The organism is Fictibacillus iocasae (assembly GCF_042665465.1).
In the GTDB taxonomy this organism is placed as follows: domain Bacteria; phylum Bacillota; class Bacilli; order Bacillales; family Fictibacillaceae; genus Fictibacillus; species Fictibacillus iocasae.
Genome location: NZ_JBHTCP010000015.1, coordinates 1 through 21,720, shown reverse-complemented (window position 1 = coordinate 21,720; position 21,720 = coordinate 1). Strand labels below are relative to the sequence as shown.

Annotated in this window: 22 protein-coding genes and 1 riboswitch; of the genes, 10 read left to right on the top strand and 12 right to left on the bottom strand. The window is 47.2% G+C overall.

All coding sequences use genetic code 11. The annotated features are described in order from the left end of the window. Nucleotides 1-467 precede the first annotated feature (467 nt). Nucleotides 468-582: riboswitch (SAM riboswitch) on the top strand. 84 nt (nt 583-666) lie between these two features. Genes ACFQPF_RS09275 through ACFQPF_RS09260 form a run of 4 tightly spaced genes read left to right on the top strand, consistent with a single transcriptional unit; the run spans nt 667 to nt 4,301 of the window. Next, the gene (locus ACFQPF_RS09275; RefSeq protein WP_379748882.1) at nt 667-1,476 is read left to right on the top strand and encodes a MetQ/NlpA family ABC transporter substrate-binding protein; all 810 of its coding nucleotides are present in this window, start codon (nt 667-669) and stop codon (nt 1,474-1,476) included. Between the two features lie 16 nt (nt 1,477-1,492). After that, nucleotides 1,493-2,533 carry a methionine ABC transporter ATP-binding protein gene (locus ACFQPF_RS09270; protein WP_379748880.1) on the top strand — a complete coding sequence of 347 codons (1,041 nt, stop codon included), beginning with the start codon at nt 1,493-1,495 and terminating at the stop codon, nt 2,531-2,533. After that, entirely contained in the window at nt 2,505-3,179 is a 675-nt protein-coding gene (locus ACFQPF_RS09265; protein WP_379748878.1) for a methionine ABC transporter permease, read from the top strand. Before ACFQPF_RS09270 ends, ACFQPF_RS09265 begins: the two co-directional genes overlap by 29 nt. Nucleotides 3,180-3,182: 3 nt before the next feature. Then, nucleotides 3,183-4,301: an alpha-hydroxy-acid oxidizing protein gene (locus ACFQPF_RS09260; RefSeq protein WP_379748876.1), complete on the top strand. Its 1,119-nt coding sequence runs from the start codon at nt 3,183-3,185 to the stop codon at nt 4,299-4,301. Nucleotides 4,302-4,329: 28 nt separating this feature from the next. Here ACFQPF_RS09260 and map read toward each other — a convergent pair whose 3' ends face one another. The 6 genes from map to ACFQPF_RS09230 all read right to left on the bottom strand — a co-directional run bounded on the left by map (nt 4,330) and on the right by ACFQPF_RS09230 (nt 7,146). After that, complete coding sequence (map, locus tag ACFQPF_RS09255) at nt 4,330-5,073, bottom strand: type I methionyl aminopeptidase (protein WP_379748874.1); 744 nt, start codon at nt 5,071-5,073, stop codon at nt 4,330-4,332. A gap of 6 nt (nt 5,074-5,079) precedes the next feature. After that, nucleotides 5,080-5,292, bottom strand: coding sequence for a helix-hairpin-helix domain-containing protein (locus tag ACFQPF_RS09250; RefSeq protein ID WP_379748872.1), 213 nt, complete (start codon nt 5,290-5,292; stop codon nt 5,080-5,082). A 295-nt stretch (nt 5,293-5,587) separates the two neighbouring features. After that, entirely contained in the window at nt 5,588-5,776 is a 189-nt protein-coding gene (locus tag ACFQPF_RS09245) for a YwbE family protein (RefSeq protein ID WP_379748870.1), read from the bottom strand. After that, nucleotides 5,776-5,952: a hypothetical protein gene (locus ACFQPF_RS09240; protein ID WP_379748868.1), complete on the bottom strand. Its 177-nt coding sequence runs from the start codon at nt 5,950-5,952 to the stop codon at nt 5,776-5,778. Before ACFQPF_RS09240 ends, ACFQPF_RS09245 begins: the two co-directional genes overlap by 1 nt. Nucleotides 5,953-5,964: 12 nt before the next feature. Further along, a complete protein-coding gene (locus ACFQPF_RS09235) occupies nt 5,965-6,459 on the bottom strand; it encodes a hypothetical protein (protein WP_379748866.1) in 495 nt (164 codons plus the stop codon). Between the two features lie 267 nt (nt 6,460-6,726). After that, nucleotides 6,727-7,146: a DUF4304 domain-containing protein gene (locus tag ACFQPF_RS09230; protein ID WP_379748864.1), complete on the bottom strand. Its 420-nt coding sequence runs from the start codon at nt 7,144-7,146 to the stop codon at nt 6,727-6,729. Between the two features lie 287 nt (nt 7,147-7,433). On the opposite strand from ACFQPF_RS09230, the gene ACFQPF_RS09225 reads away from it, so the two are divergent. Further along, a complete protein-coding gene (locus ACFQPF_RS09225) occupies nt 7,434-8,243 on the top strand; it encodes a phosphotransferase family protein (protein ID WP_379749138.1) in 810 nt (269 codons plus the stop codon). A 56-nt stretch (nt 8,244-8,299) separates the two neighbouring features. Here ACFQPF_RS09225 and ACFQPF_RS09220 read toward each other — a convergent pair whose 3' ends face one another. Both ACFQPF_RS09220 and ACFQPF_RS09215 read right to left on the bottom strand, forming a co-directional pair. Then, nucleotides 8,300-9,697, bottom strand: a complete 1,398-nt coding sequence (locus ACFQPF_RS09220; protein WP_379748862.1) for a dipeptidase — start codon at nt 9,695-9,697, stop codon at nt 8,300-8,302. 78 nt (nt 9,698-9,775) lie between these two features. Next, the gene (locus tag ACFQPF_RS09215; RefSeq protein WP_379748860.1) at nt 9,776-10,363 is read right to left on the bottom strand and encodes a nucleotidyltransferase family protein; all 588 of its coding nucleotides are present in this window, start codon (nt 10,361-10,363) and stop codon (nt 9,776-9,778) included. A 185-nt stretch (nt 10,364-10,548) separates the two neighbouring features. On the opposite strand from ACFQPF_RS09215, the gene proC reads away from it, so the two are divergent. The 3 genes from proC (at nt 10,549) to ACFQPF_RS09200 (ending at nt 13,192) form a co-directional block, all read left to right on the top strand. Continuing rightward, nucleotides 10,549-11,358, top strand: coding sequence for a pyrroline-5-carboxylate reductase (gene proC, locus ACFQPF_RS09210; RefSeq protein ID WP_379748858.1), 810 nt, complete (start codon nt 10,549-10,551; stop codon nt 11,356-11,358). Continuing rightward, nucleotides 11,359-12,591 carry a DEAD/DEAH box helicase gene (locus tag ACFQPF_RS09205; RefSeq protein WP_379748856.1) on the top strand — a complete coding sequence of 411 codons (1,233 nt, stop codon included), beginning with the start codon at nt 11,359-11,361 and terminating at the stop codon, nt 12,589-12,591. It begins immediately after the preceding gene. A 331-nt stretch (nt 12,592-12,922) separates the two neighbouring features. Further along, nucleotides 12,923-13,192: a hypothetical protein gene (locus ACFQPF_RS09200; protein WP_379748854.1), complete on the top strand. Its 270-nt coding sequence runs from the start codon at nt 12,923-12,925 to the stop codon at nt 13,190-13,192. 226 nt (nt 13,193-13,418) lie between these two features. On the opposite strand, the gene ACFQPF_RS09195 is transcribed toward ACFQPF_RS09200, so the two are convergent. Beyond that, complete coding sequence (locus ACFQPF_RS09195) at nt 13,419-13,985, bottom strand: GNAT family N-acetyltransferase (RefSeq protein WP_379748852.1); 567 nt, start codon at nt 13,983-13,985, stop codon at nt 13,419-13,421. Between the two features lie 213 nt (nt 13,986-14,198). Here ACFQPF_RS09195 and desB point away from each other — a divergent pair, with 213 nt between their 5' ends. Continuing rightward, nucleotides 14,199-15,281, top strand: coding sequence for a Delta(10) desaturase DesB (gene desB / locus ACFQPF_RS09190; RefSeq protein WP_379748850.1), 1,083 nt, complete (start codon nt 14,199-14,201; stop codon nt 15,279-15,281). Between the two features lie 160 nt (nt 15,282-15,441). Next, nucleotides 15,442-16,863: an IS4 family transposase gene (locus ACFQPF_RS09185; protein ID WP_379748848.1), complete on the top strand. Its 1,422-nt coding sequence runs from the start codon at nt 15,442-15,444 to the stop codon at nt 16,861-16,863. Between the two features lie 225 nt (nt 16,864-17,088). Here the strand turns inward: ACFQPF_RS09185 and ACFQPF_RS09180 are convergent, their stop codons facing one another. The 3 genes from ACFQPF_RS09180 to ACFQPF_RS09170 all read right to left on the bottom strand — a co-directional run bounded on the left by ACFQPF_RS09180 (nt 17,089) and on the right by ACFQPF_RS09170 (nt 21,276). Further along, on the bottom strand, nt 17,089-18,756 hold the full coding sequence (locus ACFQPF_RS09180) for a glycoside hydrolase family 13 protein (protein WP_379748846.1): 1,668 nt from the start codon (nt 18,754-18,756) through the stop codon (nt 17,089-17,091). 66 nt (nt 18,757-18,822) lie between these two features. After that, a complete protein-coding gene (locus tag ACFQPF_RS09175) occupies nt 18,823-19,614 on the bottom strand; it encodes an endonuclease/exonuclease/phosphatase family protein (RefSeq protein WP_379748844.1) in 792 nt (263 codons plus the stop codon). 3 nt (nt 19,615-19,617) lie between these two features. Next, entirely contained in the window at nt 19,618-21,276 is a 1,659-nt protein-coding gene (locus tag ACFQPF_RS09170) for a PTS transporter subunit IIBC (RefSeq protein ID WP_379748842.1), read from the bottom strand. Nucleotides 21,277-21,720: the final 444 nt, after the last annotated feature.

Below are 21,720 nucleotides of genomic sequence, written 5' to 3'. Positions count from 1 at the left end.
TTAAAATTTTGAGCGGGATATCCCTCTTTTTTAGAATGGTGACCAATGGATCCACCTCCCTTTTGGAAGTCATCATGACATAATTAGCGGGTGCAGCCAAATGAGTAAAATGGTGTTCTCAGCGGGGATTTGGTTGTAGATGGGGATGGCCGCTTAGAGCAAGTCTCGTTTTGGACTTGCAGAGGTGCTGTTTTTTGAGAAAATGATAGATTTTGGAGGGTGCAAATAACGAGGGTGTGCTGCAAACAAACATGTCGAAGAATAAATAAAATTTCGCCGTGCAAATAAATTTTCATACCTGCAAATAAGAGGCGCAGATTTGCAAAGAAATAAGCCGGATTCGCAAATAAACTCCTCAAATTCGCAAACAAATGCTAGCCAGCCGATCAGCAACTAGAAAAAATAGTGTTGACAACGACCTGCACTCGGCATTATGATTGTAAACAATTAAATATTGAGAATATTTACTCTTATCCAGAGTGGTGGAGGGACTGGCCCTATGAAACCCGGCAACCAAACTTACATGTTGTAAGTTCAGGTGCTAAATCCTGCAGAACACTTATGTGTTTTGAAAGATGAGAGAGGTCCGGTTCCGTATATGATGCCTCTCTGAAACTTTCAGAGAGGCTTTTTGATGTTTACAAAACAAGAGGAGGAAATTGAAAGATGAAAAAATGGGGACTTTTTTTACTAGTGTTGGTGTTTGCGTTGACGGGGTGTGCGAGCGGATCGGCGGATAAAGGCGAGGCGCTGCCGGAGGATAAGCTGCTGATCGGTGTGACGGCTGGACCGCACGAGCAGATTTTTGAAAAGGTAAAAGAGGTAGCGGAGAAGGACGGCCTGGAGATTGAACTGAAGGTATTTAACGAGTACGTGATGCCGAACGTGGCGCTGTCGGAAAAGGAACTGGACGCGAACAGCTTCCAGACAGAGCCGTACTTGGATACGTTCAAGAAAGACCGCAAGCTTGATATTGTAGAAGTTTTCGATACGGTGACGTTCCCGCTCGGCATCTACTCAAACAAGATTAAGAGCATTGATGACATCAAGGAAGGCGACAAGCTTGGCATTCAGAACGATCCGATCAACTTGGCACGAGCGCTAAATCTTTATGAAAAAGCAGGACTGATCAAGCTAAAGAAAGGCGCTGGCATGGAAGCGACGCAAAAAGATATTGTGGAGAACAAGAAAAACGTCAAGTTTGTGGAGCTAGAAGCGTCACAGATTCCAAGACAGCTGGATGAACTGACAGCGGCAACGATCAACACCAACTTCGCGATCGAGCACGGACTGAAGCCGAAGAAAGACTCTCTGTTCATTGAAGGAGACGATTCGCCGCACGTGAACTTAGTCGCTGTGCGCGGTGAGAACAAGAACGATAAGGTGTTGAAGAAGCTTGAGAAAGCGTACCGCTCGAAAGAAGTGAAGGACTTTATTGAAAATGAATTCGACGGCGCCGTTCTGCCGTCTTGGTAAAAGGGGGGAGGAGCGTATGATTCAGCTGCAGAACGTGTCCAAAACGTTTGTGACGAAAAAAGGGAGTGTGGAGGCGCTGAAAAACGTCTCCCTCGACGTGAAAAAGGGTGAGATATACGGCGTGATCGGGTACAGCGGAGCAGGTAAGAGCACGCTCATCCGCTGTGTGAATTTGCTTGAAAAGCCGTCAGAAGGAACAGTGTCGGTAAACGGCACCGAGCTCACGAAGCTTCCTTCTAACAAGCTAAGTGAATCGCGCAAAAAAATCGGCATGATTTTTCAAGGATTCAACCTGCTGAAAACAGCGACCGTTTATGAAAACATCTCCATTCCACTGCGCCTTTCCGGGCTGCCGAAAGCGGAAATTGACCACCGTGTGAAAAAATACTTGTCGATCGTCGGCATTGAGGGAAAAGCGGATTCGTACCCTTCTCAGCTGTCTGGCGGCCAGAAACAGCGTGTGGCGATCGCACGGGCACTCGCACATGAGCCGGAAATTTTATTAAGTGATGAAGCGACAAGTGCACTCGATCCAGATACAACCGAGGCGATTCTCGATCTGCTGCTCAAAATTAACAAAGAGTTTGGCATCACCATTTTATTGATCACGCACGAGATGAAAGTGATTCAGAAAATATGCGATCGTGTTGCGGTGATGGAAAACGGTGAGGTGGTGGAGAGCGGTACGGTGCTTGATGTGTTCACAGCGCCGCAGCATGACACAACAAAGCGCTTCGTGAACAGCATCTTCCATCATCAGCTGCCAGAGGCGCTGCTCTCCAAACTAAAAGAAACCGGTTCAATCGTCAGTTTGTCGTTCGTTGATACAACGCCTGGCGAGCCGACTCTCGCGCTCGTGAGTAAAAAGTTCAACGTGTTTCCGAACATTCTCTCAGGCACGATTACACAGCTGAAGGATGTGCCTTTTGGACGATTAATCGTTCATTTGCAAGGTGATGACCATGAAATAAGCCGGGCCATAGAATTTTTGCAGCAGCAAAATGTTTTGGTGGAAGGAGTGAATCGGAATGACGTCAAAAATAAGCGAATTTCTTGATTTATGGGGCGACCAAATCATAGAAGCGATACTGCAGACGCTCCAGATGACGTCGATTGCGCTTCTCATCTCCATCGTAATCGGTTTGCCGCTCGCGGCGTTCCTTGTATTGACGCGACAGGGCGCGCGCCTCGAGAACAAGTATGTGTACTCGTTTCTGAACACGCTCATCAACGTGATCCGGTCCGTGCCGTTCATCATTCTTTTATTCTTCATCCTGCCGTTTACGAAGTTCATTGTCGGCACGTCGATCGGGGTAAAAGGTGTCATTGTCCCGCTCGTCGTCTATACGGCGCCGTATATTGCGCGCTTAATGGAATCAGCGCTTCTTGAAGTAGACCGCGGTGTGCTCGAGGCTTACGAGGCGATGGGCATTCCGACGAAAAAGATCATCTGGAATGTGCTTGTGCGCGAATCGCGCCCGGCGATCGTTCTCGGATTGACGATCGCAACAATCGGACTGATCGGGGCGACCGCAATGGCAGGCCTTGTCGGCGCAGGCGGACTTGGTGACCTCGCTTACCGGTTCGGCCACCTGCGCTATCAGGCAGACGTCATGTACGTGACCGTGTTCCTACTGGTCGTGCTCGTGCAAGGTCTGCAGACGGCGGGGAACGTGCTGGCATCGAGATTGAGGAAGGATTAAGGTATGGCGGTTAGTGAAAAAATGCTTCCATTTTCTTATTCTAACCTTGAAAAAGAAGCTGAACTGGCTCTTTCAAAAGAACCGTTTACGTATGTGCAGAGTGGTGCAGGCGCAGAAATAACATTGTGTGAAAATGAAACAGCTTTTAATCGATGGGCAATCGTTCCTCGCGTTTTAAAGGACGTGAGCAGCCGCGTTTTATCAACGGATATTTTAGGCACTCATCTACCAGCTTCTTTCATACTCGCGCCGATTGGCAATCAGGGCATCTTACACCCAGAAGGAGAGCTCGCCTCAGCAAGGGCAGCCGCTGCTTTTGGTGTACCGTTTATCGCGAGCACCGTCTCTACTTTTTCATTAGAAGAGATTGCTGCAGCAAACGGAACTGGATCCAGATGGTTTCAGCTATACTGGTCTTCTGATTTTGAAGTGACAGCAAGTTTGGTGCACCGCGCTGAAAAAGCCGGTTATACAGCAATTACAGTTACTGTCGATATGCCAGTCGTAGGGTACAGAGAACGAGATTTGGATCATCAATATTTTCCGCTGGCACTCGGAAAGGGTGCTGCGAATTTTCTACAAGATCCCATTTTTCTCAGCAGGTTGAGTAAACCTCCTGCTGAAGACATGACCGGTGCTTTGGCTCATCTGCAGTCACTGTTCTTCACACCGTCTTTAACATGGGAAAAAGTTAAAAAGCTAAGAGAAATAACATCCCTTCCTATAATAATAAAAGGTGTGCTTCATGAAGAAGACGCCAGGAAAGCGGTGGATGCGGGCTTTGACGGAATTGTTGTTTCCAATCACGGCGGCAGGCAGCTGGATGGCTGTATTTCGTCTTTGGATGCTCTATCTCCTATCGTTACGGCTGTAGCAGGAAAAATTCCCGTCATGCTCGACAGTGGCATAAGACGAGGAGCCGATGTAGTGAAAGCTCTTGCACTTGGCGCTGATGCTGTGCTCCTTGGACGTCCATATGTTTATGGACTTGCTGTAGGTGGCGAGAATGGCGTGAAGCATGTTATCGAACAGTATATAAAAGATGTTGATACAGCTGTTGCTTTAACAGGATTAACTGCTGTGTCTGAAGCGAACAGAGGAACAGTTAGAAAAGTGAATTAAAAAAGCTGGCATATGCCAGCTTTTCGCGTTATTCCGTCGTTATCACCGGTCCATTTTTCGTCACAATGATCGTATGCTCGATTTGGGCGACCCAACTGCCGTCAGTCGTGGCGAGTGTCCAGCCGTCTTCCATTTCGTACGCCATCTCGGTTCTGGTGGAGACGAACGGCTCGTAAGCGAGTACGAGGCCTTCTTCGAGCAAGGTGTTGTCGAACGGTTCGTAATGGTTATGCACAAAGTCAGGCGCATCGCGCAGCGAGCGGCCGATGCCGTGACCGGTTAAGTTGCGAAGGATTTTATAGCCGCGTTTCTTTGCGGCGTTTTCCACCGCGCGTCCGACGTTATTAAGCTTCGTTCCGGCTACAAATTTGGACAATCCTTCGTTAAAAATTTCCTGCGTCGCAGTGCAAAGATCGAACAGACGCTGATCACCTTTACCGACCACGAACGAGATGCCCGTATCGGCATAATACCTGTTTTTTGAGCCCGACACATCAATGTTCACGAGGTCTCCTTCAGCAATCACGCGCTTGCCGGGAATGCCGTGCGCCACTTCCTCGTTCACACTGATGCACGTGTAGCCTGGAAATCCGTACATCTCGATCGGAGCTGAGACGGCGCCATGCTGTGCGAACAGCTTTCCTGCCAGCTCATCCAGCTGCTTGGTCGTCATGCCAGGAGTTGTCGCCTGCACCATCGCATCCCTTATACCAGCAATGATTTTTCCAATCTCCATTAATCCTTTATAATCTGCTTCTGTACGTGCAATCATGAGGTATCAGCCTTTCGTTTTGTTATCTGCAAAATTCATTCCATTGTCCTGAAGTGCCTGCTGCAGCTGCTTCATAGCTTTCGGTCCAACGCCATGAAGGCTCGCGATTTCGGTCTCACTATGTTTGGTGATGTCTTCTAAAGAGTTGCAGCCAGCTTGAGTAAGGGCACGCTGTGCGGGTTTGCCGACTTTAGGAAGGTCAATCTTTTCACTACCCATAGGACACCGCTCCTTTTTAAAAAAACCAGCCTCAGGTTCAGGCTGGCTTTTGCTATACTTTTAAAAAAAATTACTTTTTAACAGTGAAGGAATTCGACGCAGTCAAAAAGTTAACGAACAAAGTGTAAGGGCAACTATGGCTGACGAAAAGGCTTGGCGTCAGCCGAGTTTTCTTTACACTATAGGAAAGTATAACTTTTTTGCAAGATGATTACTCGACGTGGCAAAAAGTTAATGTACATAGTGTAAGGGCAACTAAGGCTGACTTAAAGGCATGGCGTCAGCCGAGTTTTCTTTATAGTATGTCGATGACCCGTCCGACTTGCCCGTCCTCTAAACGGACTTTGATGCCGTGCGGGTGGTTCGGCGATTTTGTCAAAATATCCTTGACGATGCCGTTCGTTTTCTTGCCTGTACGCTGATCCGCCTTTAAGATGACGTTCACGTTCAATCCTGGCTTAATATTCGAGCGCTGGCGGTGCATTAGACACCTGTCCGGCGTGTTTGGTTGTTTTTCTTTTTCGTCTGCTGGCTCGACATTGGTTTCGTGGATTTCACAGGGTTCGTGCTGAATGCCCCGCCGCCCTGCTGTGCCTTTTTCTGTGCCAAACGCTGTTTCGCGAGTTCTTGCACGCTTAATTTTTTCTTCTCCTCAGCCATGTTGTAAGCCTCCTATTTTCTCGGCTTAAAGCCTTCTTCTTTTAAATAGCCTTCTGCTTCAGCATACGTTTCAAACGCTGCTTCCAGGTTGTCGTTATCATCAAATAAGCACCACAGCTCATTTTCAAACGCGAGCGTCACGTACTCATAATCAGGTCCGAGCCATTTTGATTCGTTGCGGTCTGTATCGTCTTCTTTATTCTTCTTTTCCTGCTGCCAGCCGTGCTTTTTGCTCATGAATTCAATCGTTTCAGCGATCTGCGCAATCAGTTCGTCTTTTTCAAACTCACGGATGTTCACATAGCCTTTGTCATTGATCTGGTTCTGCGGCAGGTAGCCGCCGTATACGAATCCGTTTCCGTTCGGGTGAAGGTGGTACACGACAATCGTCTTGTCCTGAACACTTTCCTCATAGTGGTAGTTCACGCGTCCTAGGGACACATCCGCGCGCGACAGCTGCGGGAAATTCTCTTCAATAATCGCAATTTTTTCTTCAAAAGAAAGCATGTATCGTAATCTCCGTTTCTTATGTTTGATGCGTTGATTATAACACACAACAGGTGTGAAACAGAAATGCCCCTTATCTGACTGCGATCATGAGGAAGACGATTGCAAGGGGGAGGCAGAACAATAGGACAAAAAGAAGGACCTGTATTCTGTGATGTTTCAAGAAAAGCGTAAAGGCTATGCGTGCTTTTTTATTGGATAGAAAAAACAACAGAAAGAGAAGAGCCGCTATGTACTCGATGTGGTTGAGAATCGCTTTAACGGCGTTCACCCTTGATTCCACCAATTTGGATAGGAACTCCACCATTTCTCGGCTTCATCCAAAGCGTCAACGATTTTTCTGGCGGTTTCATCTGTCGTCTTCTCATTGAATGTAAACTCATCATCTGAATCTTTGCCGATACGCGTTCGATTATATGGCGAGCCGCCGCCTATTTGATAGACTTTTACTTTCTGTGGTGAAATGTGTTTGCCTGTCGTTTCTTCTGTATAACCATCCTTAGAGCATTTGGAGATTTCAACGTACAGTACTTCGCCGTACAGACTAAATTGAAACATGATTAAATCTGTGCGGTCTGCGCATTTCCTATAAAAATGAGGGAGCGAGCCTTTAAACCCGCGCTCTCTTAAATGTGGTATGACGATCTCATTTAAGGACGTTACTAGGGCATCTCGGTGACTGGACAAACGGTTTTCCTCCCATTTTTTCGCTAATGAACCCAGCTATAAAACCTCAATCAGCGCCTTGCCTTGTTAAAAGGTTGAAGAATCTTTATCTAACCCAATTCTTTTCTAGAATGCGGTTTCCTTCTTATGTAATCAGCTGATGGATAATTTTTTTTATATAAATAATGGAAGTGCATTCCGATATAATGGTGTCACTCACATCGTGAAGTATTTTGGGAGAAGGAGGGGTTTTCATTTTACAGCGGTTAATTGAGAAATTCGGATTACAGGTAATATCCTACAGTGGAATGGAGGACTCACACAGCTCAACGGTCTATAAATGCCACTTGCTTAATGGAGAACATGTTTATTTGAAGATTCCTTACTCAAATGTAAAGTTTCACAGGGAGTTAGAAGCCTACGAGTTATTAAAAGGAAGAGTTTCTATACCTGAGTTGCTGGATTATTGGTCTGGTGATGAGGAGTGTCCGGGTGCTTTTTTGTTGTCTGAATTAAAAGGTCAATCGTTAACAAGAGAGGTTTCACCGACAGTCGCCTATCATGTCGGCGTGATACATGCCTCAATGCATGCCATACAACCACCTAGCAGTAAAAGGTTGAATGGGATTCAAAATGAATTTTCAAATTGGTCTGCGTTTATTGAAAAGCAATTTTATAGCTTTGCTGAGGATGTAAAAGAGGTGTTAGAAGAAGGGCTGTTTAATCAATCCGTTGAAAAATTTAAAAAAATGAACCAGCAGCTCCCTTCACCAGATGGGCCAAGCTTCGTACATATGGATTTTCGGCCAGCAAACATCATCATTGATGGCAACAAGGTTTCTGGAATTATTGATTTTGAAAGCGTGCGATTTGGTTCAACAGAAGTCGACTTCACTAAACTGTATCGAGACTTCTTATCTGCAGATACCACCTTGTATCAAGCATACAAAGAAGGCTATAACAGTATTAGACCATTAATTGATTTGGACGTTGTTTTGTCTTTTTATCGTTTTATAGATGCTTTTAATAGCATTGGGTGGTGCAAACGTCGCGGAATAGAAAAGAACACTGTGTTTCTTGAAGAAAACACAGTAAGATTAAAAGAGTTCCTACGATAAATTTAGGTGTATGAAAACGACCAGATACCACTCTGGTCGTTTTCAAGTTATATGGATTATTTGTTGATTAACTCTTCCTTCTGCAGCGCTTCTTCAAGCTCATACCAATAATGAGCGAGTGTTTCCATCCCTTTGTCGAAGTTCTCGAGGTGGAAGTGCTCGTTTGGCGCATGGAAGTTCTCGGTTGATAAACCGAAGCCCATCAACACGACCGGAAGCTTCAGCAGATCGTCGAACGTAGCGACGATCGGAATCGATCCGCCGCCGCGTGTGAACGCGGTCGGAACGCCGTACACTTTTTCATAAGCACGCGCACCAGCTTGGATAGCAGGGTGCTCGAGCGGCGTCACATATGGAGCGCCTTTATCAAACAGCTTCACGCTCACTTCTACACCAGGAGGCGTGTGTCCTGCGATGTGGCGCTTTAATTTCTCTACAATCTCATCAGGCTGCTGGTTCGGTACGAGTCGGCAGCTGATCTTCGCGTGCGCTTCGTTTGGCAGCACGGTTTTAATGCCTTCGCCCTGGAAACCGCCCCAGATTCCGTTCACCTCAAGCGTCGGACGCACCCACGTCTGTTCCACGTGCGTATAGCCTTTTTCACCGAACAGCTCGTTCACTTCAAGCTGCTGTTTCAACGTTTCTTCACTCATGTTCAGCGCGGCGAACGCTTCTTTTTCAGCCGGCGTCATTTCTTGCACATTTTCATAGAATCCGTCGACTAAAATGCGTCCGTCACCGTCACGGAACGAAGCGAGAATCTCCGTGATCGCATGAAGCGCGTTCTGAACCGCACCGCCGTATAGGCCGGAGTGCAAGTCGCTGTTCGCACCCTTCACGTCGATCTGAAGCGCAGCTAACCCGCGCAGTCCGTAGCAGATCGCCGGCTTGCCGCGGTCCAGCATGCCTGTGTCTGAAATGACGATCACGTCCGCTGACAATAGCTCGGTGTTCTCTTCAATAAACTTTGGCAGGTTCGCACTTCCGATTTCTTCTTCACCCTCGATGCAGAACTTAAAGTTCATCGGCAATGTACCGCGCGTTTTCAGAATCGCCTCAAGCACTTTTAGATGCATGAACACCTGACCTTTATCGTCACTCGCGCCGCGTGCATACAATTTTTCATCGCGCACTTCCGCTTTAAAAGGCGGACTGTGCCAAAGCTCGACCGGATCGACCGGCTGTACGTCGTAGTGGCCGTAGATAAGTGCAGTCGGCTTGCCTTCCGCCTTCAGCCAGTCGCCGTATACGACAGGATGGCCGTCTGTCTCGTAAACTTTCACATTTTCCATCCCGATTTTCTCTAGATGGTCGGCGATCCACTGTGCGCCGCGCTGAATGTCGTCATTATGCTCCGGAAGCGCGCTAATGCTCGGGATAGCGAGCCATTCCTTCAGCTGATTCAGGTTTTCCGTACGATGCTCTTTCAAATACTCTGCAATCACATGTTCCATGGGCGTTCCTCCTATTGTTTTGTCTACTTTCTAGTGTAATAGATTATGGATGCAAAGGAAAATAAACTTTGCAGGACACTACCCATTATTGACTAGATGGCATACCCTCACTTTTGGCCAAATTGCCGTCCAATTCTTCTTTACAATACGTTCTTCGTATAGGTCATAAAGTTCCTTCGTTGCTCTGAAAAATGGAGTAGGTCTTACTATCAATTGAAGAACGTCTTCTAAGCCACAAGGAGCCGTTAAGATGACATTTCTTTGTTTGTCTAGCGTCACTCCAAGAGCCGTCGCCGTTTCGGGAAATTTAGAAATGGCATCTTCTGAGGAAGTATAAGGCGGTAGATTGTTTGTAAGATGCATTCTCGCTTCATTTTTTACTGACCATGGGACATTGGGTAGGATGCGGGTTAGCTTTTTCTCGAATTGTTTCTCCAGATTCTCATCTATCATTGTGTTGTCAAAATAAATCACGTCCACATCTGGAATTTCCGTTTTCCTAGGATAGCCGTGCAGTGTGTCCCATATTTTTGAACGAACAAATCCTGCGCAAATCCACCAATCAGGTAAATTAAGAGAGCTTGCTGCTTTGATGATTTTCATCATATCGTCATCACGTAGAATAAGAGTGATAACATCTTGTTCATTCTTTAGCACCTTTTTCATTCCCTTCCTATCCATTCATACATCCATTCTAGCATTTTATGTAAATGAGAATGTGCTGGACAAGGACGGCATATACTGGACGTACTCTTTAACCAGTCATTTACTTTTTCTTGATAACAAGCTAAAGTTAAGGTTAAAAACCTTAGAGTGTTGTTCAAACTATAGAGAGAAAAGGGCGTGGAGGAATGAAACAGACGATCGGCTTTATTGGATGCGGGAAAATGGCGCAGGCGATGATCGGGGGCATGCTTTCATCAAAGCTCGTCGCACCGCAGCAGATCATGGCGAGCGCGCGATCTGCCAAAACACTAGAGTATGTAAAAGAAAAATTTAACATCCTTACGACCGAGAACAACGTGAGTGTCGCGCGTGAGTCGGATGTCTTGTTTCTGGCGGTGCAGCCATACGGACATGAGGAAGTGTTAAAAGAGATTGCCGAACATGTAAAAGATAAGGCGGTGATCGTGACGATCGCGGCGGGTGTGAAGATGGAAAAAGTGCAAAGTTTCTTCAGCTTCGATGCGAAGGTCGTCCGCACGATGCCGAACACACCGTCACTTGTCGGCGCGGGCATGACGGCGATGTCATCGAACAGCCATGTGACCCGTGAAGAGCTGCAGAACGTGATCACACTGTTCAAGAGCTTCGGCGAGGTCGAGCTGCTGCCAGAGTCGCAGATTGATGCGATTCCAGCGATCAGCGGTTCATCACCGGCTTATGTTTACATGTTCATTGAGGCGCTCGCGGACGGCGGTGTCAGACAAGGTCTGTCACGCAGCCAGTCATACCGACTTGCCGCACAGGCGGTTCTTGGCGCGGCGAAAATGGTGCTCGAGACGGGCAAGCATCCGGGCGAGCTGAAGGACCAAGTAACATCTCCGGGCGGGGCGACCATTGCCGCGGTCGCGACTTTGGAGGAAGAAGGCATGCGCAGTGCGGTGCTGAAGGCAATGGAAAGCTGTACAAATCGAGCGAAAGAACTGGGTGGAAAATAAATGAGTTTCAGAAGTTTAGGTATTAACGAACGTTGGGCAGATAAGCTGGAGAGTTTGCGGATCGTATCGCCCACTCCAATACAGCAGGATGCCATCCCGCACATACTGCGCGGGCGCGATGTGGTCGGACAAGCACAGACCGGAACTGGAAAAACACTGGCATTTGTCCTGCCAATCGTAGAAAAGTTAGACCCTGAAAAGCAGCATGTCCAGGCGTTGATCGTCGCACCGACAAGAGAGCTGGCGATACAGATCACAGAAGAAGTGCTCAAGCTGACGGAAGGAACCGGTATACATACGCTTGCCGTTTATGGCGGACAAGACGTACTCGCGCAAATGCACAAGCTCGAAGGCACGGTCCATGTGATTGTTGCCACACCAGGCCGTCTTCTCGACCACGTGCGCCGCGAAACGGTTGCGTTGAATGCGGTGGAGACGGTCGTGCTAGATGAGGCCGACCAGATGCTTCATATCGGCTTTTTATCCGATATCGAGCTTATATTAGACGAAACACCTGTAGAGCGCCAAACGCTGCTGTTTTCAGCAACAATGCCGGATGAAGTGCGCCATCTGTCTGAGCGTTTTATGAAAAATCCGCTTCATATTAAAGTGAAAAGCGAGACGGTGACGGTAAAAGAAATCCGCCAGCGCATTATCGAGACAACAGACCGCGCGAAGCAAGGCGATTTGATGAGCGCGATCCGCCAGCTCCGCCCGTTCATGGCCATTATTTTCTGCCGTACGAAACGCAGGGTGTCGAAGCTGAATGAAGCCTTGCAGGAGCATGGCTTTAACTCGGATGAGCTTCACGGCGACATGTCCCAGGCGAAGCGCGAGGACGTGATGAAACGCTTCCGCAAGTGTGAGGTGCAGTTCCTAATTGCAACAGATGTCGCAGCACGCGGCATCGATGTGGACGGCATCACGCACGTGTTCAACTACGACATCCCGCACGATGCCGAAAGCTACATCCACCGCATCGGCCGTACAGGACGAGCGGGAAGCGAAGGTCTTGCCGTGACATTCGTCGGACGCAAGGATGACGAATTTCTGCGCGAGATCGAAAACGCCGCGGGAATGAAGCTGAAGCCACTTGTTTTGGATAAGCATGATAAGAAATCCGCTGATTCGGACGCCAATTCAGCTGAAAAGCCACGTAATTTTGCACGCGGCCGCACGCGATCTCGCCAAGGAAACAAAGAAGAGCAATATAGAAGAAAATCTCGTCGATAATGAGTGGGGAGAGAGGCTGGCATAGCAGGTTTTACTGCTGTGCAGGCCTCTTTTTGTTGTGTGATGGCTGTGTGAGGTTTGTTTTGTGTGTCGAACGGGAGCGGGTTGGGTGTCCGCGGGTCCGTTCTACACAATTGCGGGTCCAAATGGAAGAAGCGCGGGTCCGAAATGAAAAAGCGCGGTTCCAAACCGACCATCCGCGGGCCCAAAACACCAAACCGCGGGTCGAATTCCGTTATTTTACAATTCCCAGCCGTGAAAAGTGTTTAATGTAATAGCTCACAAAGTATAAAATGGTATAATTAGGTAATGGAGAGGGGGTTGAAGAGCGATGTTTAGCAAATTATCCATACTCTTTGCTGGATTAGGAGCAATAGTACTTATTACCTCATACAAGCTGACGCACTTTCTTGAAATCCTCCTAGCCACGGGGTTTCTGGCATTATTGATTGGCTTGATCTTAAGCTTTGCTGCCTATGCTCGAGGAGAGAAGGGGAAGATGAAGCTGCTAGCTGGTGCCGCCTTTTTCACCTTTGCCCTTTATATTTCCTGGAATGATCCATTACATATTGTAAGAGTGTTAACGTGGCTGAAAAATTAAACGCCAATAAGTAACGTAATAGAGGCTATGCCAGCGGTTCATCCACTGGCGCAGCCTCTTTTTCTAATCATTTATTGTGCCACGGGCGTGTTCGACATCAATCCGGCTGACTTTCGCGAACGCGCGGCTGGAATCAAATGAACTTCGGCTGCCATATCTCAACCGCGGGCGACATTCACCATACCGCGGCTATTATTCCGTAATTATCTATCCGCCGACACGTAAGCTATAACCTCACAAGCTCCTTCTTAAACGCCAAAAAGTCATCCCGAAACACCGCATGCAGCACGCACGACTGTTTCTCGCGTTCCTCCAGCCATGCCAGCTCCTCTGGAAATTGATCTTCCACATTTAAACTAAAATAAGGCAGCTTTTCCTGCGCTTTTTGTGACCTGATGTTCACGGCACGGGCACCGGCAAACACGTGCTTCATGCCAAGTTCCTCGAACGCGATCGACAATATGGCGAGCTTCGAGGCTTGGTTATACCCCAGCCCCCAATACTCATGGCCGATCCAGCTGCCGATATGGCAGCGCTTCAGATCAAGATCAATTTTCTTCAATTCCGTCAAGCCGACGAGCTCATCATTTTCATTCAAAATAACGCGTGAGACAACCCGGCCTGCCTGTTCTTCTTCCATAATGAATTCCAGGAATGATAAGGTATCTTCTACACTTGAATCACGAAGTCCCAGTGCATCGCGTACAGGCGGCTGTGAGGCCAACTCATAAATGCGCTGAGCATAGTGTAAATCATGTGGAACGAGTTTAACTTTCTTCCATTTTTCATTCATTTAATAAGCCCCCTATTCATCAAAAAGTTTAACACACCTATTGGGAATTAGAGGAAAGTGAATGTAGGTCCTTAGCATGAAAAATTGTGAAATTTCGGTGAATAATGGGCTGTTATTAATACCTGGTAATAAAAAATGGTTGTATTATAAAGATGACCGAGTTACGATAGGATTGTTGGAAACGAATACAGGAGAGTAGGAGATGAGGAGAGTATGAAAGAACTGCATTCTTTCGGATGGTATGCGAAGCAAATCACGCCAAAGCTGCCAGAAAAAGCATTTAAGCCTGTACCTGCACGTCTATGGGGAGGGCTCGCCTACCTTTCAATAACAGTTGCCGGGATATTAGTCATCGGTTTGATAGATTCATTTTATTGGTGGCTTTCCGTGATTTTGGCTGCTGTCATTGGACTCAGCTTTGCCGGAATGGGATTTTTAGGCCACGAAATATTGCACGGAACGGTTGTACGAAAGCCTTGGCTCCGTGATTTGCTTGGCGGGATCGCCTTTTATCCGCTCAGCGTCGGACCGAAATTATGGCGCAAATGGCACAACGCCACTCACCACGCGCACACACAGCACGAGGAGAAGGATCCGGACGCATGGCCAACGCTCGAAAAATTCACCCAGGACGACAACAAGTTCCAATGGGTGTATAAGCTGCCATGGTTCATCCGCTCGATCATCAGCTTCGCGTTCTTAGGGATGTCGTTCACCATGCACTCGCTGAACATGTTCAAGATGTTCATTAAAGAGTTCAAGCCGTCTAACCGTCCGATCGTCTGGGTTCAGATGATGCTGCCATGGGCCACTTGGTTCGGCCTTTTGTTCTGGCTCGGGCCGGTCAAATGGGTGTTTGCGATCCTCATCCCGCTTGCAATTGCTAACACGGTCGTCATGAGCTACATCGCGACAAACCACCGATTGAACCCGATCACGAACGTGAACGATCCGCTCGCGAACAGCTTGTCTGTAACCGTGCCCAAATGGATCGACGTACTTCACTTTAACTTTTCGTATCATACGGAGCATCACTTGTTCCCGGGAATGAGCCCGAAATATTATCCGATGGTGAAGAAATACATTATGGAAATGTGGCCGGAGCGCTACCACGCGATGCCGCATTGGAAAGCGCTGATGGCGCTTTGGAAGACGCCGCGTTTGTATTACAACGAAAAGCAGTTCATTGATCCAGCGCAAGGCAACGTCTACAACAGCCTCGGCAACGGACTCGATCCGGACAACATCGAATACATGAAAAAGCATGATATTAAAGGAGAGCAGAAGTCTCTTTAAACAGGAAACCGCCAGGCAGTGAGCTGCTTGGCGGTTTCTATTGATTATTATCCAACGAAAGGGGTACGGTACCATGCCCATCAAGCTAAGACATATGAATACCCTTATTAGACAAAAAGGACTATCCTTTCTCTAAGACACAATGAGAGAGGATGTTTTTTTGATAAGTCCACGTGACTTATCGCTCGATGACGAATTCAACTTGTATGCCAATCAGCTCACGCAATATTTCTCACCAGAACACCTCCATGATCTCGCTAAAAAATGTGGCTTCGTCCTTCGAGACGGTAAGCTAAAACCCCATGACTTTGTATCGTTATGTGCCTTTTTAAACAATCATATTGCCGAGAATTCATTAACTCAATTGTGCAGTACATTGGATGCCAATCGAAATGTATCTCTTAGTACGGAAGGATTAAATCAACGGTTTAACTCAGAAGCAGTCAAATTCCTACAAGCCGTATTCGCTTCTCTTATGCATCAAAAACAACAAAATACCGTTGGTATTCCCACAATGTATAACCTTGATTTTCACCGAATACGCATCCTGGACTCTACTGCGTTTAGGTTGTTTTACGAGGAAAAGAAACTCGCTGGGCCGTTCGGATCGGGAGTGAAAATCCAACTCGAATACGAATGGTTGACGGGACAATTCCTTCATTTGGCGGTTCAAAGCAGTATAGAAAATGATGCAGCTTATAATAAAACCGTCTTAGATACGATTCAACCGAACGATCTGATTCTGAAAGACCTCGGTTATTTTTCTGCTCATGATCTGCTTCAAATTCATGAAAAAAATGCTTACTATTTGTCCCGTCTTCGGTCCACAGCTGTGATTTATGTGAAAAATGAAAAGGAAACGCATTTTAAGAATGGGAAGGTAGTAATCGGTTCACAATTTAAGAGAATTGATCTTAAGAAATTAATGGATGAGATGGAGGTCGGTGAAACTAGGGAATTAAACGATGTATTTGTCGGAGGGGACAAGTTGCTTCAACCGCGCGTCATTCTCTATAAGCATTCAAAAGAAGTAGCTCAAAAAAGACTGCGGGCCAAGGAGAAAAAGGCAAAAAAAAACGGCATGACCCAATCACACCGAGCGAAAGCACTAACGGCTCTCAACACCTATATTACAAATATACCACAAGACCGTGTATCGAAAACAGCGATACACGGAATATACTCTCTTCGCTGGCAGATTGAGATTCTGTTTAAAACATGGAAGTCGCTTTTTAAGATTCATGAAGTAAAGAAAATTAAAACCGAACGCCTGCAGTGCCATATCTATGGAACCTTAATCTCTCTATTATTAAGCTCATCCATCACCTTTAGAATGCGAAAACTCCTGCTTCGAAGAAGCAAGCAGGAAGTGAGTGAATATAAAAGTATCGGCATCGTAAGAGAATATCTTTTTCAAATACAAAGCTCTTTATTAGACGGAACCTTATATTTGAAAGAACTCCTGAAAAAAATGTTTAAGATGATTAAGAAAAACGGGCGTAAATCCCATCGATACAAGAAGATGACTGTATTCGATATTTTAGGAGTCATTTACGAACGGAACGAAAAAAAAGCTGCATAAAAGAATGGGTATTCACTAATTAAATAGTTGAAATAATGGAGTTTTATTTCAGTATGAAAAAAGCAAGGCGAGGACATTGGAAAAGCCGAACAATGACACGTTCGGCTTCTTGTTCTACATTAACTTGATGGGCATGGGGTACGGTACCATTTTCGTTCAATCTGCATAAAGACAGGATTTTTTGAAAATAGTACCGTACCCCAAGTTGTTTATTGCTTTAACCAATTACTCTGCAACGCGGTAAACACGCGCTTCATAAGGCTTCAACGTAAAGCTCGTCAATCCTTCATGCGCCTCAACCGGATAGTTCGCCAGCAGCAAGCTCTCAGACGAAAGCTTCAGCTCTTCAAAGCTGTACTCCGCATCGGTCTTGGACAGGTTCGTGATCACAACGACTTTGTCATCTTCAGAAGTGCGTGTGTACGCATAGATTTGTGCGTCGTCTTCTAGAATCAGATCGTAAATGCCGTATGTGAACACGTCATTTTCTTTTTTCAGAGAGATCATCTTTTTATAGAACGATAGGATCGAGTTCTCGTCTTTTTCCTGAACGGCGACGTTGATGTCAGTGTAGTTCGGGTTCACCTTCATCCACGGACGGCCCATCGTGAAGCCTGCGTTCACGTCGTTCGACCATTGCATCGGTGTGCGGCTGTTGTCGCGGGAAGATGCCCAAATCACGGCCATGATATCATCGTGCGAAACGCCTTCTTCGCGCTTGATGCGGTACATGTTCTTGACCGCCACGTCGTCATAGTCCTCAATCGCTGGGAACTGAACGTTCGTCATGCCGATTTCCTGACCTTGATAGATGAACGGTGTTCCTTGCATAAGGAAGTACATCGCACCCATGCTCGTCGCGCTCTCACGCCAGAATTCCTCGTCGTTGCCCCAAGTGGATACAACGCGCGGCTTGTCATGGTTTTCGATGAACAATGCGTTCCAGCCTTCTTTTTCAAGGCCTTTTTGCCAGCGCGAAAGCACTGTTTTTAGCTCAACGATATCCAGATCAGGGTTGTCCTCTGCATCCCAAAGGCCAAGGTGCTCGAACTGGAAAATCATGTCCATCTTGCCTTCTTTTTCGCCGACCCAAAGGTCAGACTCATCAACCGATACGCCATTCGCTTCACCGACAGTCATGACGTCATAGTTGGCGTACGTGCGGTCTTTGAACTCTTTTAAAAACTCATGAATGCCTTCTTGGTTCATGTGCATGTCGAACGAAGACACGTATTTCTCGTTTTTCGGGTTCGGCATGTCAGGGAATCCAGGGCGCTTCTTAATGTGGCTGATCGCGTCGATACGGAAGCCGTCGATGCCTTTATCGAGCCACCAGTTCACTGTGTCATACAGCGCGTCGCGCACTTCTGGGTTTTCCCAGTTCACGTCAGGCTGCTTTGTCGAGAACACGTGCATATAGTACTGACCAGTCGTCTCATCGAATTGCCAAGCGGATCCTGAGAAAATGGATTCCCAGTTGTTTGGCTCTTTGCCGTCCTTGCCGTCGCGCCAGATGTACCAGTCGCGTTTCGGGTTGTCTTTTGAAGAACGAGACTCGATAAACCATTGGTGCTCGTCACTCGTATGGTTGAGGACGAGGTCGATGATTAGCTTCATGCCGCGGTCATGCACTTCTTTCAACAGCTGGTCGAAATCAGCCATCGTGCCAAAGTCATCCATGATGTCCTGATAGTCGGAAATGTCGTACCCGTTATCATCGTTCGGCGATTTGTACATCGGACAGATCCAGATGACATCGATCCCCAGATCCTTCACGTAATCGAGGCGCTGGATGATACCTTGAAGATCGCCGATTCCGTCTCCATTTGAATCCTGGAAGCTGCGCGGATAAATTTGATAGCCGATGGCTTCTTTCCACCAAGCACGTTTCATAATGTTTCCCTCCAAAATAACAGGGCAGGGGGTCTGCACATTTTGCAGATCCCCATATCGTCCCGTTTATAAGTTAAGTTCTGCTTTCACACCCATATGGTCCGAGATGATAGGTGTTTCGTTTCCATTAAAGCGGACGAGTGATGACAAGACGTCCAGCTTCTGATTGCATAAAATATAGTCGATACGGAGGCCGTCTTCGTTGCCTTCCCAGCCGGCGATAGAGCCTTGAATCGTCAAGCCGCCGTCTTTCTCAGTCGCCAGTTCATACGTATCGTAAAATCCACTGCGAAGTGCGAGGTCATAGCCTTCGTCTTTCGCAACAGAAGGATTGTTCAAATCGCCCATCAAAAACGCCAAACGGTCAGACGGTACGTGCTTCAAAAAGTTATTGAATTGGCGCTCAAACGGCTCCACTTCATCATTCCACCAGCCAAAGTGGCCGGAGAAGAACGTGACTGGGCGGCCGTTGTAATCAATATCCGCCTGCACGATCACACGTGTTTTCCACGTGTCCATCGACGTGCTTTCTGTGATAAAAAAGCTTTCGTAATGTGTGATGGGGTGGCGGGTGAGGATCGCGAGCCCTTCCTCATACGTTTCATAGCCGATGTGTGCCTGTGCCCAGACGATATCATAGCCGGTCACACCGAGCTTTTTTAACTCGTCGAGCACAACAAGGCCGTAGTTGTCTTCTTTTAAAACGCCGCTAACGAGCGGTGCGCCGATCGACTGCATCACTTCCTGCATCGCGATCACATCATAGCGCTCGGCTGCAATGTCTGCAGCGAGCGCCTGAATTTTTTCCATCTGATTGTCTTCTTGCCAGGCATGGACGTTCACGGTAAGAAGTTTCATCGATTAAGCTCCTAAACGGTCTTGAATGTCTGACTTGAGTACGTCAGCTTTCGGGCCGTAGATCGCCTGAACGCCTTGGTCTTTTAAAATCAAACCGAGTGCGCCTGTTTCTTTCCATGTTTTTTCTGAGGCAACCGCTGCTGGGTCTTTTACCGTGACACGAAGGCGAGTCATGCACGCGTCAACATCTTCAATGTTAGACGCTCCGCCAAGCATCGCGATAACCTGTGACGCAAGAGAGTTGTCGCTGCCAGCTGCAGCTTCCGCTTTTGCAGAGTCAGCTGGTGCTTCTGTCGTTTCGATATAGTTTCCTGCACGTCCTGGTGTCGGCAGGTTGAACTTTTTAATTAATACATAGAAAACAGAGAAGTTAAGCGCAAAGAATGCGATACATGTTAATGCAAAGTTGATCAAGTCTTTCGTCAGTCCTGCTTTTACAAGCAATGGTGTACGAGTCAGGAACTCGATGAACCCGAACGAGTGAACACGCAGGTGAATGATGTCAGCCATCGCGAACGCAAGACCAGTTGTGATCGCGTATACCACGTAAAGAAGCGGTGCGGCGAACATGAACATGAATTCGATCGGCTCAGTAACACCTGTTAAGAAAACAGCGAGTGCAGCTGAGAAGAACATAGACTTATACTTGCTGCGCTTTTCTTTATCTACGTTCATGTACATCGCAAGTGCGATCGCAAGAAGAGAAGCAGTTGAAAGAATCACTTGTCCAAGCTTAAAGCGAGCTGGAACGACTTCGTTTAATAGTGCTTCGTATCCGGCTTTATCGCCAGCAGCAAGCAGGTTGTTCAGATCAGTAACCCATGCCAGCCACAATGGATCTTGTCCGGCAACCGTTGAACCTGCGCCAGAACCAGTCAGAATCGTGTACGTTCCGCCAAGCTCTGTGTAGTTGATCGGAACCGTCAGCATGTGGTGCAAACCGAACGGTAATAATAAACGCTCTAATGTACCGAAAATAAATGGTGCGAGAACCGGTGCTGTGTCGCGGGAAGTCGCGATCCACTGACCGAAGCTGTTAAGCGCTGCTTGAATGAAAGGCCATACAATGGCGAGTGCAAGCGCTGTTATTACTGACCAGAAAATAACGACGAACGGCACGAAACGCTTTCCGTTAAAGAACTCCAGTGCCTTTGGAAGCTTGCTGTAGTTGTAGTACTTGTTAAATAAAACGGCGCCGAGGAAACCGGCGATAATACCGACGAACACACCCATGTTAAGGGCAGGAGCGCCAAGTACTGATGTAAAATAGTTCTTCACCACAAGCTCGCTGCCGAATAGGGACGTCACTTTCGCGCCTTCTTCCGCCATCATCGTGTTGTTAACGCCAAAAATCGCGCCTGTAATGCGGTTAATGAGGATGAACGCGATAACCGCAGCGAATGCGCCGCCCGCTCGTTCCTTCGCCCACGATCCACCAATCGCGACCGCGAACAGGATGTGAAGGTTCGTAATAATACCCCAACCGATGTCTTCCATCACTCGAGCAACCGCTTGCACAAATGCGATGTCTGCCGCACTCATGCCGATTACTTTACCAAGTGAGATCATTAGTCCAGCCGCTGGCATAACGGCCACAACGACTAATAATGCTTTACCAAGCTTTTGCCAAAAATCGAATGAAATCAGTTTGCCTTTTTTCATCGAGAAATTACCTCCTTAAGTTTACCATAGAGCTATTTGAAATCGTATACATTCGTAGAACATTTCGTGAAATGTATGCGTTTGCGCAATCGTTTGCATTTGCTATGTTATATGAAATCGATTTCATATGCAAGCGTTTTATTTAGTTTTTCTTAGGATTCTTATGAGGTTGGTAGGGGTGTCGGAGATTTAGCGCAAAAGCTGTTAGTTGCGGCGCGAAAGTTTACGGTAGTTGTTGAAAGCCGCTCGCAAGTAGAGTGAAGCGGCGCCGCGCAACAGCTTAACGGCGCGAATGAAGCCATGTTCGGCGCGCAAAAGGCAGGAACCGCGCGGAAAAAGGGTAAGCGTCAAAAGAACCGCACCTTATGTTGAGGGTGCGGTTCCTTTATACTGTGGCTATTCCGATTTGTTGGCTAAATAACATGATGTTGGCAACTCAGTTGA

Coding starts and splice junctions, on each gene's coding strand:
- ACFQPF_RS09275 (WP_379748882.1), top strand. CDS start 667: ATGAAAAAATGGGGACTTTTTTTACTAGTGTTGGTGTTTGCGTTGACG.
- ACFQPF_RS09270 (WP_379748880.1), top strand. CDS start 1,493: ATGATTCAGCTGCAGAACGTGTCCAAAACGTTTGTGACGAAAAAAGGG.
- ACFQPF_RS09265 (WP_379748878.1), top strand. CDS start 2,505: ATGACGTCAAAAATAAGCGAATTTCTTGATTTATGGGGCGACCAAATC.
- ACFQPF_RS09260 (WP_379748876.1), top strand. CDS start 3,183: ATGGCGGTTAGTGAAAAAATGCTTCCATTTTCTTATTCTAACCTTGAA.
- map (WP_379748874.1), bottom strand. CDS start 5,073: ATGATTGCACGTACAGAAGCAGATTATAAAGGATTAATGGAGATTGGA.
- ACFQPF_RS09250 (WP_379748872.1), bottom strand. CDS start 5,292: ATGGGTAGTGAAAAGATTGACCTTCCTAAAGTCGGCAAACCCGCACAG.
- ACFQPF_RS09245 (WP_379748870.1), bottom strand. CDS start 5,776: ATGCACCGCCAGCGCTCGAATATTAAGCCAGGATTGAACGTGAACGTC.
- ACFQPF_RS09240 (WP_379748868.1), bottom strand. CDS start 5,952: ATGGCTGAGGAGAAGAAAAAATTAAGCGTGCAAGAACTCGCGAAACAG.
- ACFQPF_RS09235 (WP_379748866.1), bottom strand. CDS start 6,459: ATGCTTTCTTTTGAAGAAAAAATTGCGATTATTGAAGAGAATTTCCCG.
- ACFQPF_RS09225 (WP_379749138.1), top strand. CDS start 7,434: ATGGAGGACTCACACAGCTCAACGGTCTATAAATGCCACTTGCTTAAT.
- ACFQPF_RS09220 (WP_379748862.1), bottom strand. CDS start 9,697: ATGGAACATGTGATTGCAGAGTATTTGAAAGAGCATCGTACGGAAAAC.
- ACFQPF_RS09215 (WP_379748860.1), bottom strand. CDS start 10,363: ATGAAAAAGGTGCTAAAGAATGAACAAGATGTTATCACTCTTATTCTA.
- proC (WP_379748858.1), top strand. CDS start 10,549: ATGAAACAGACGATCGGCTTTATTGGATGCGGGAAAATGGCGCAGGCG.
- ACFQPF_RS09205 (WP_379748856.1), top strand. CDS start 11,359: ATGAGTTTCAGAAGTTTAGGTATTAACGAACGTTGGGCAGATAAGCTG.
- ACFQPF_RS09200 (WP_379748854.1), top strand. CDS start 12,923: ATGTTTAGCAAATTATCCATACTCTTTGCTGGATTAGGAGCAATAGTA.
- ACFQPF_RS09195 (WP_379748852.1), bottom strand. CDS start 13,985: ATGAATGAAAAATGGAAGAAAGTTAAACTCGTTCCACATGATTTACAC.
- desB (WP_379748850.1), top strand. CDS start 14,199: ATGAAAGAACTGCATTCTTTCGGATGGTATGCGAAGCAAATCACGCCA.
- ACFQPF_RS09180 (WP_379748846.1), bottom strand. CDS start 18,756: ATGAAACGTGCTTGGTGGAAAGAAGCCATCGGCTATCAAATTTATCCG.
- ACFQPF_RS09175 (WP_379748844.1), bottom strand. CDS start 19,614: ATGAAACTTCTTACCGTGAACGTCCATGCCTGGCAAGAAGACAATCAG.
- ACFQPF_RS09170 (WP_379748842.1), bottom strand. CDS start 21,276: ATGAAAAAAGGCAAACTGATTTCATTCGATTTTTGGCAAAAGCTTGGT.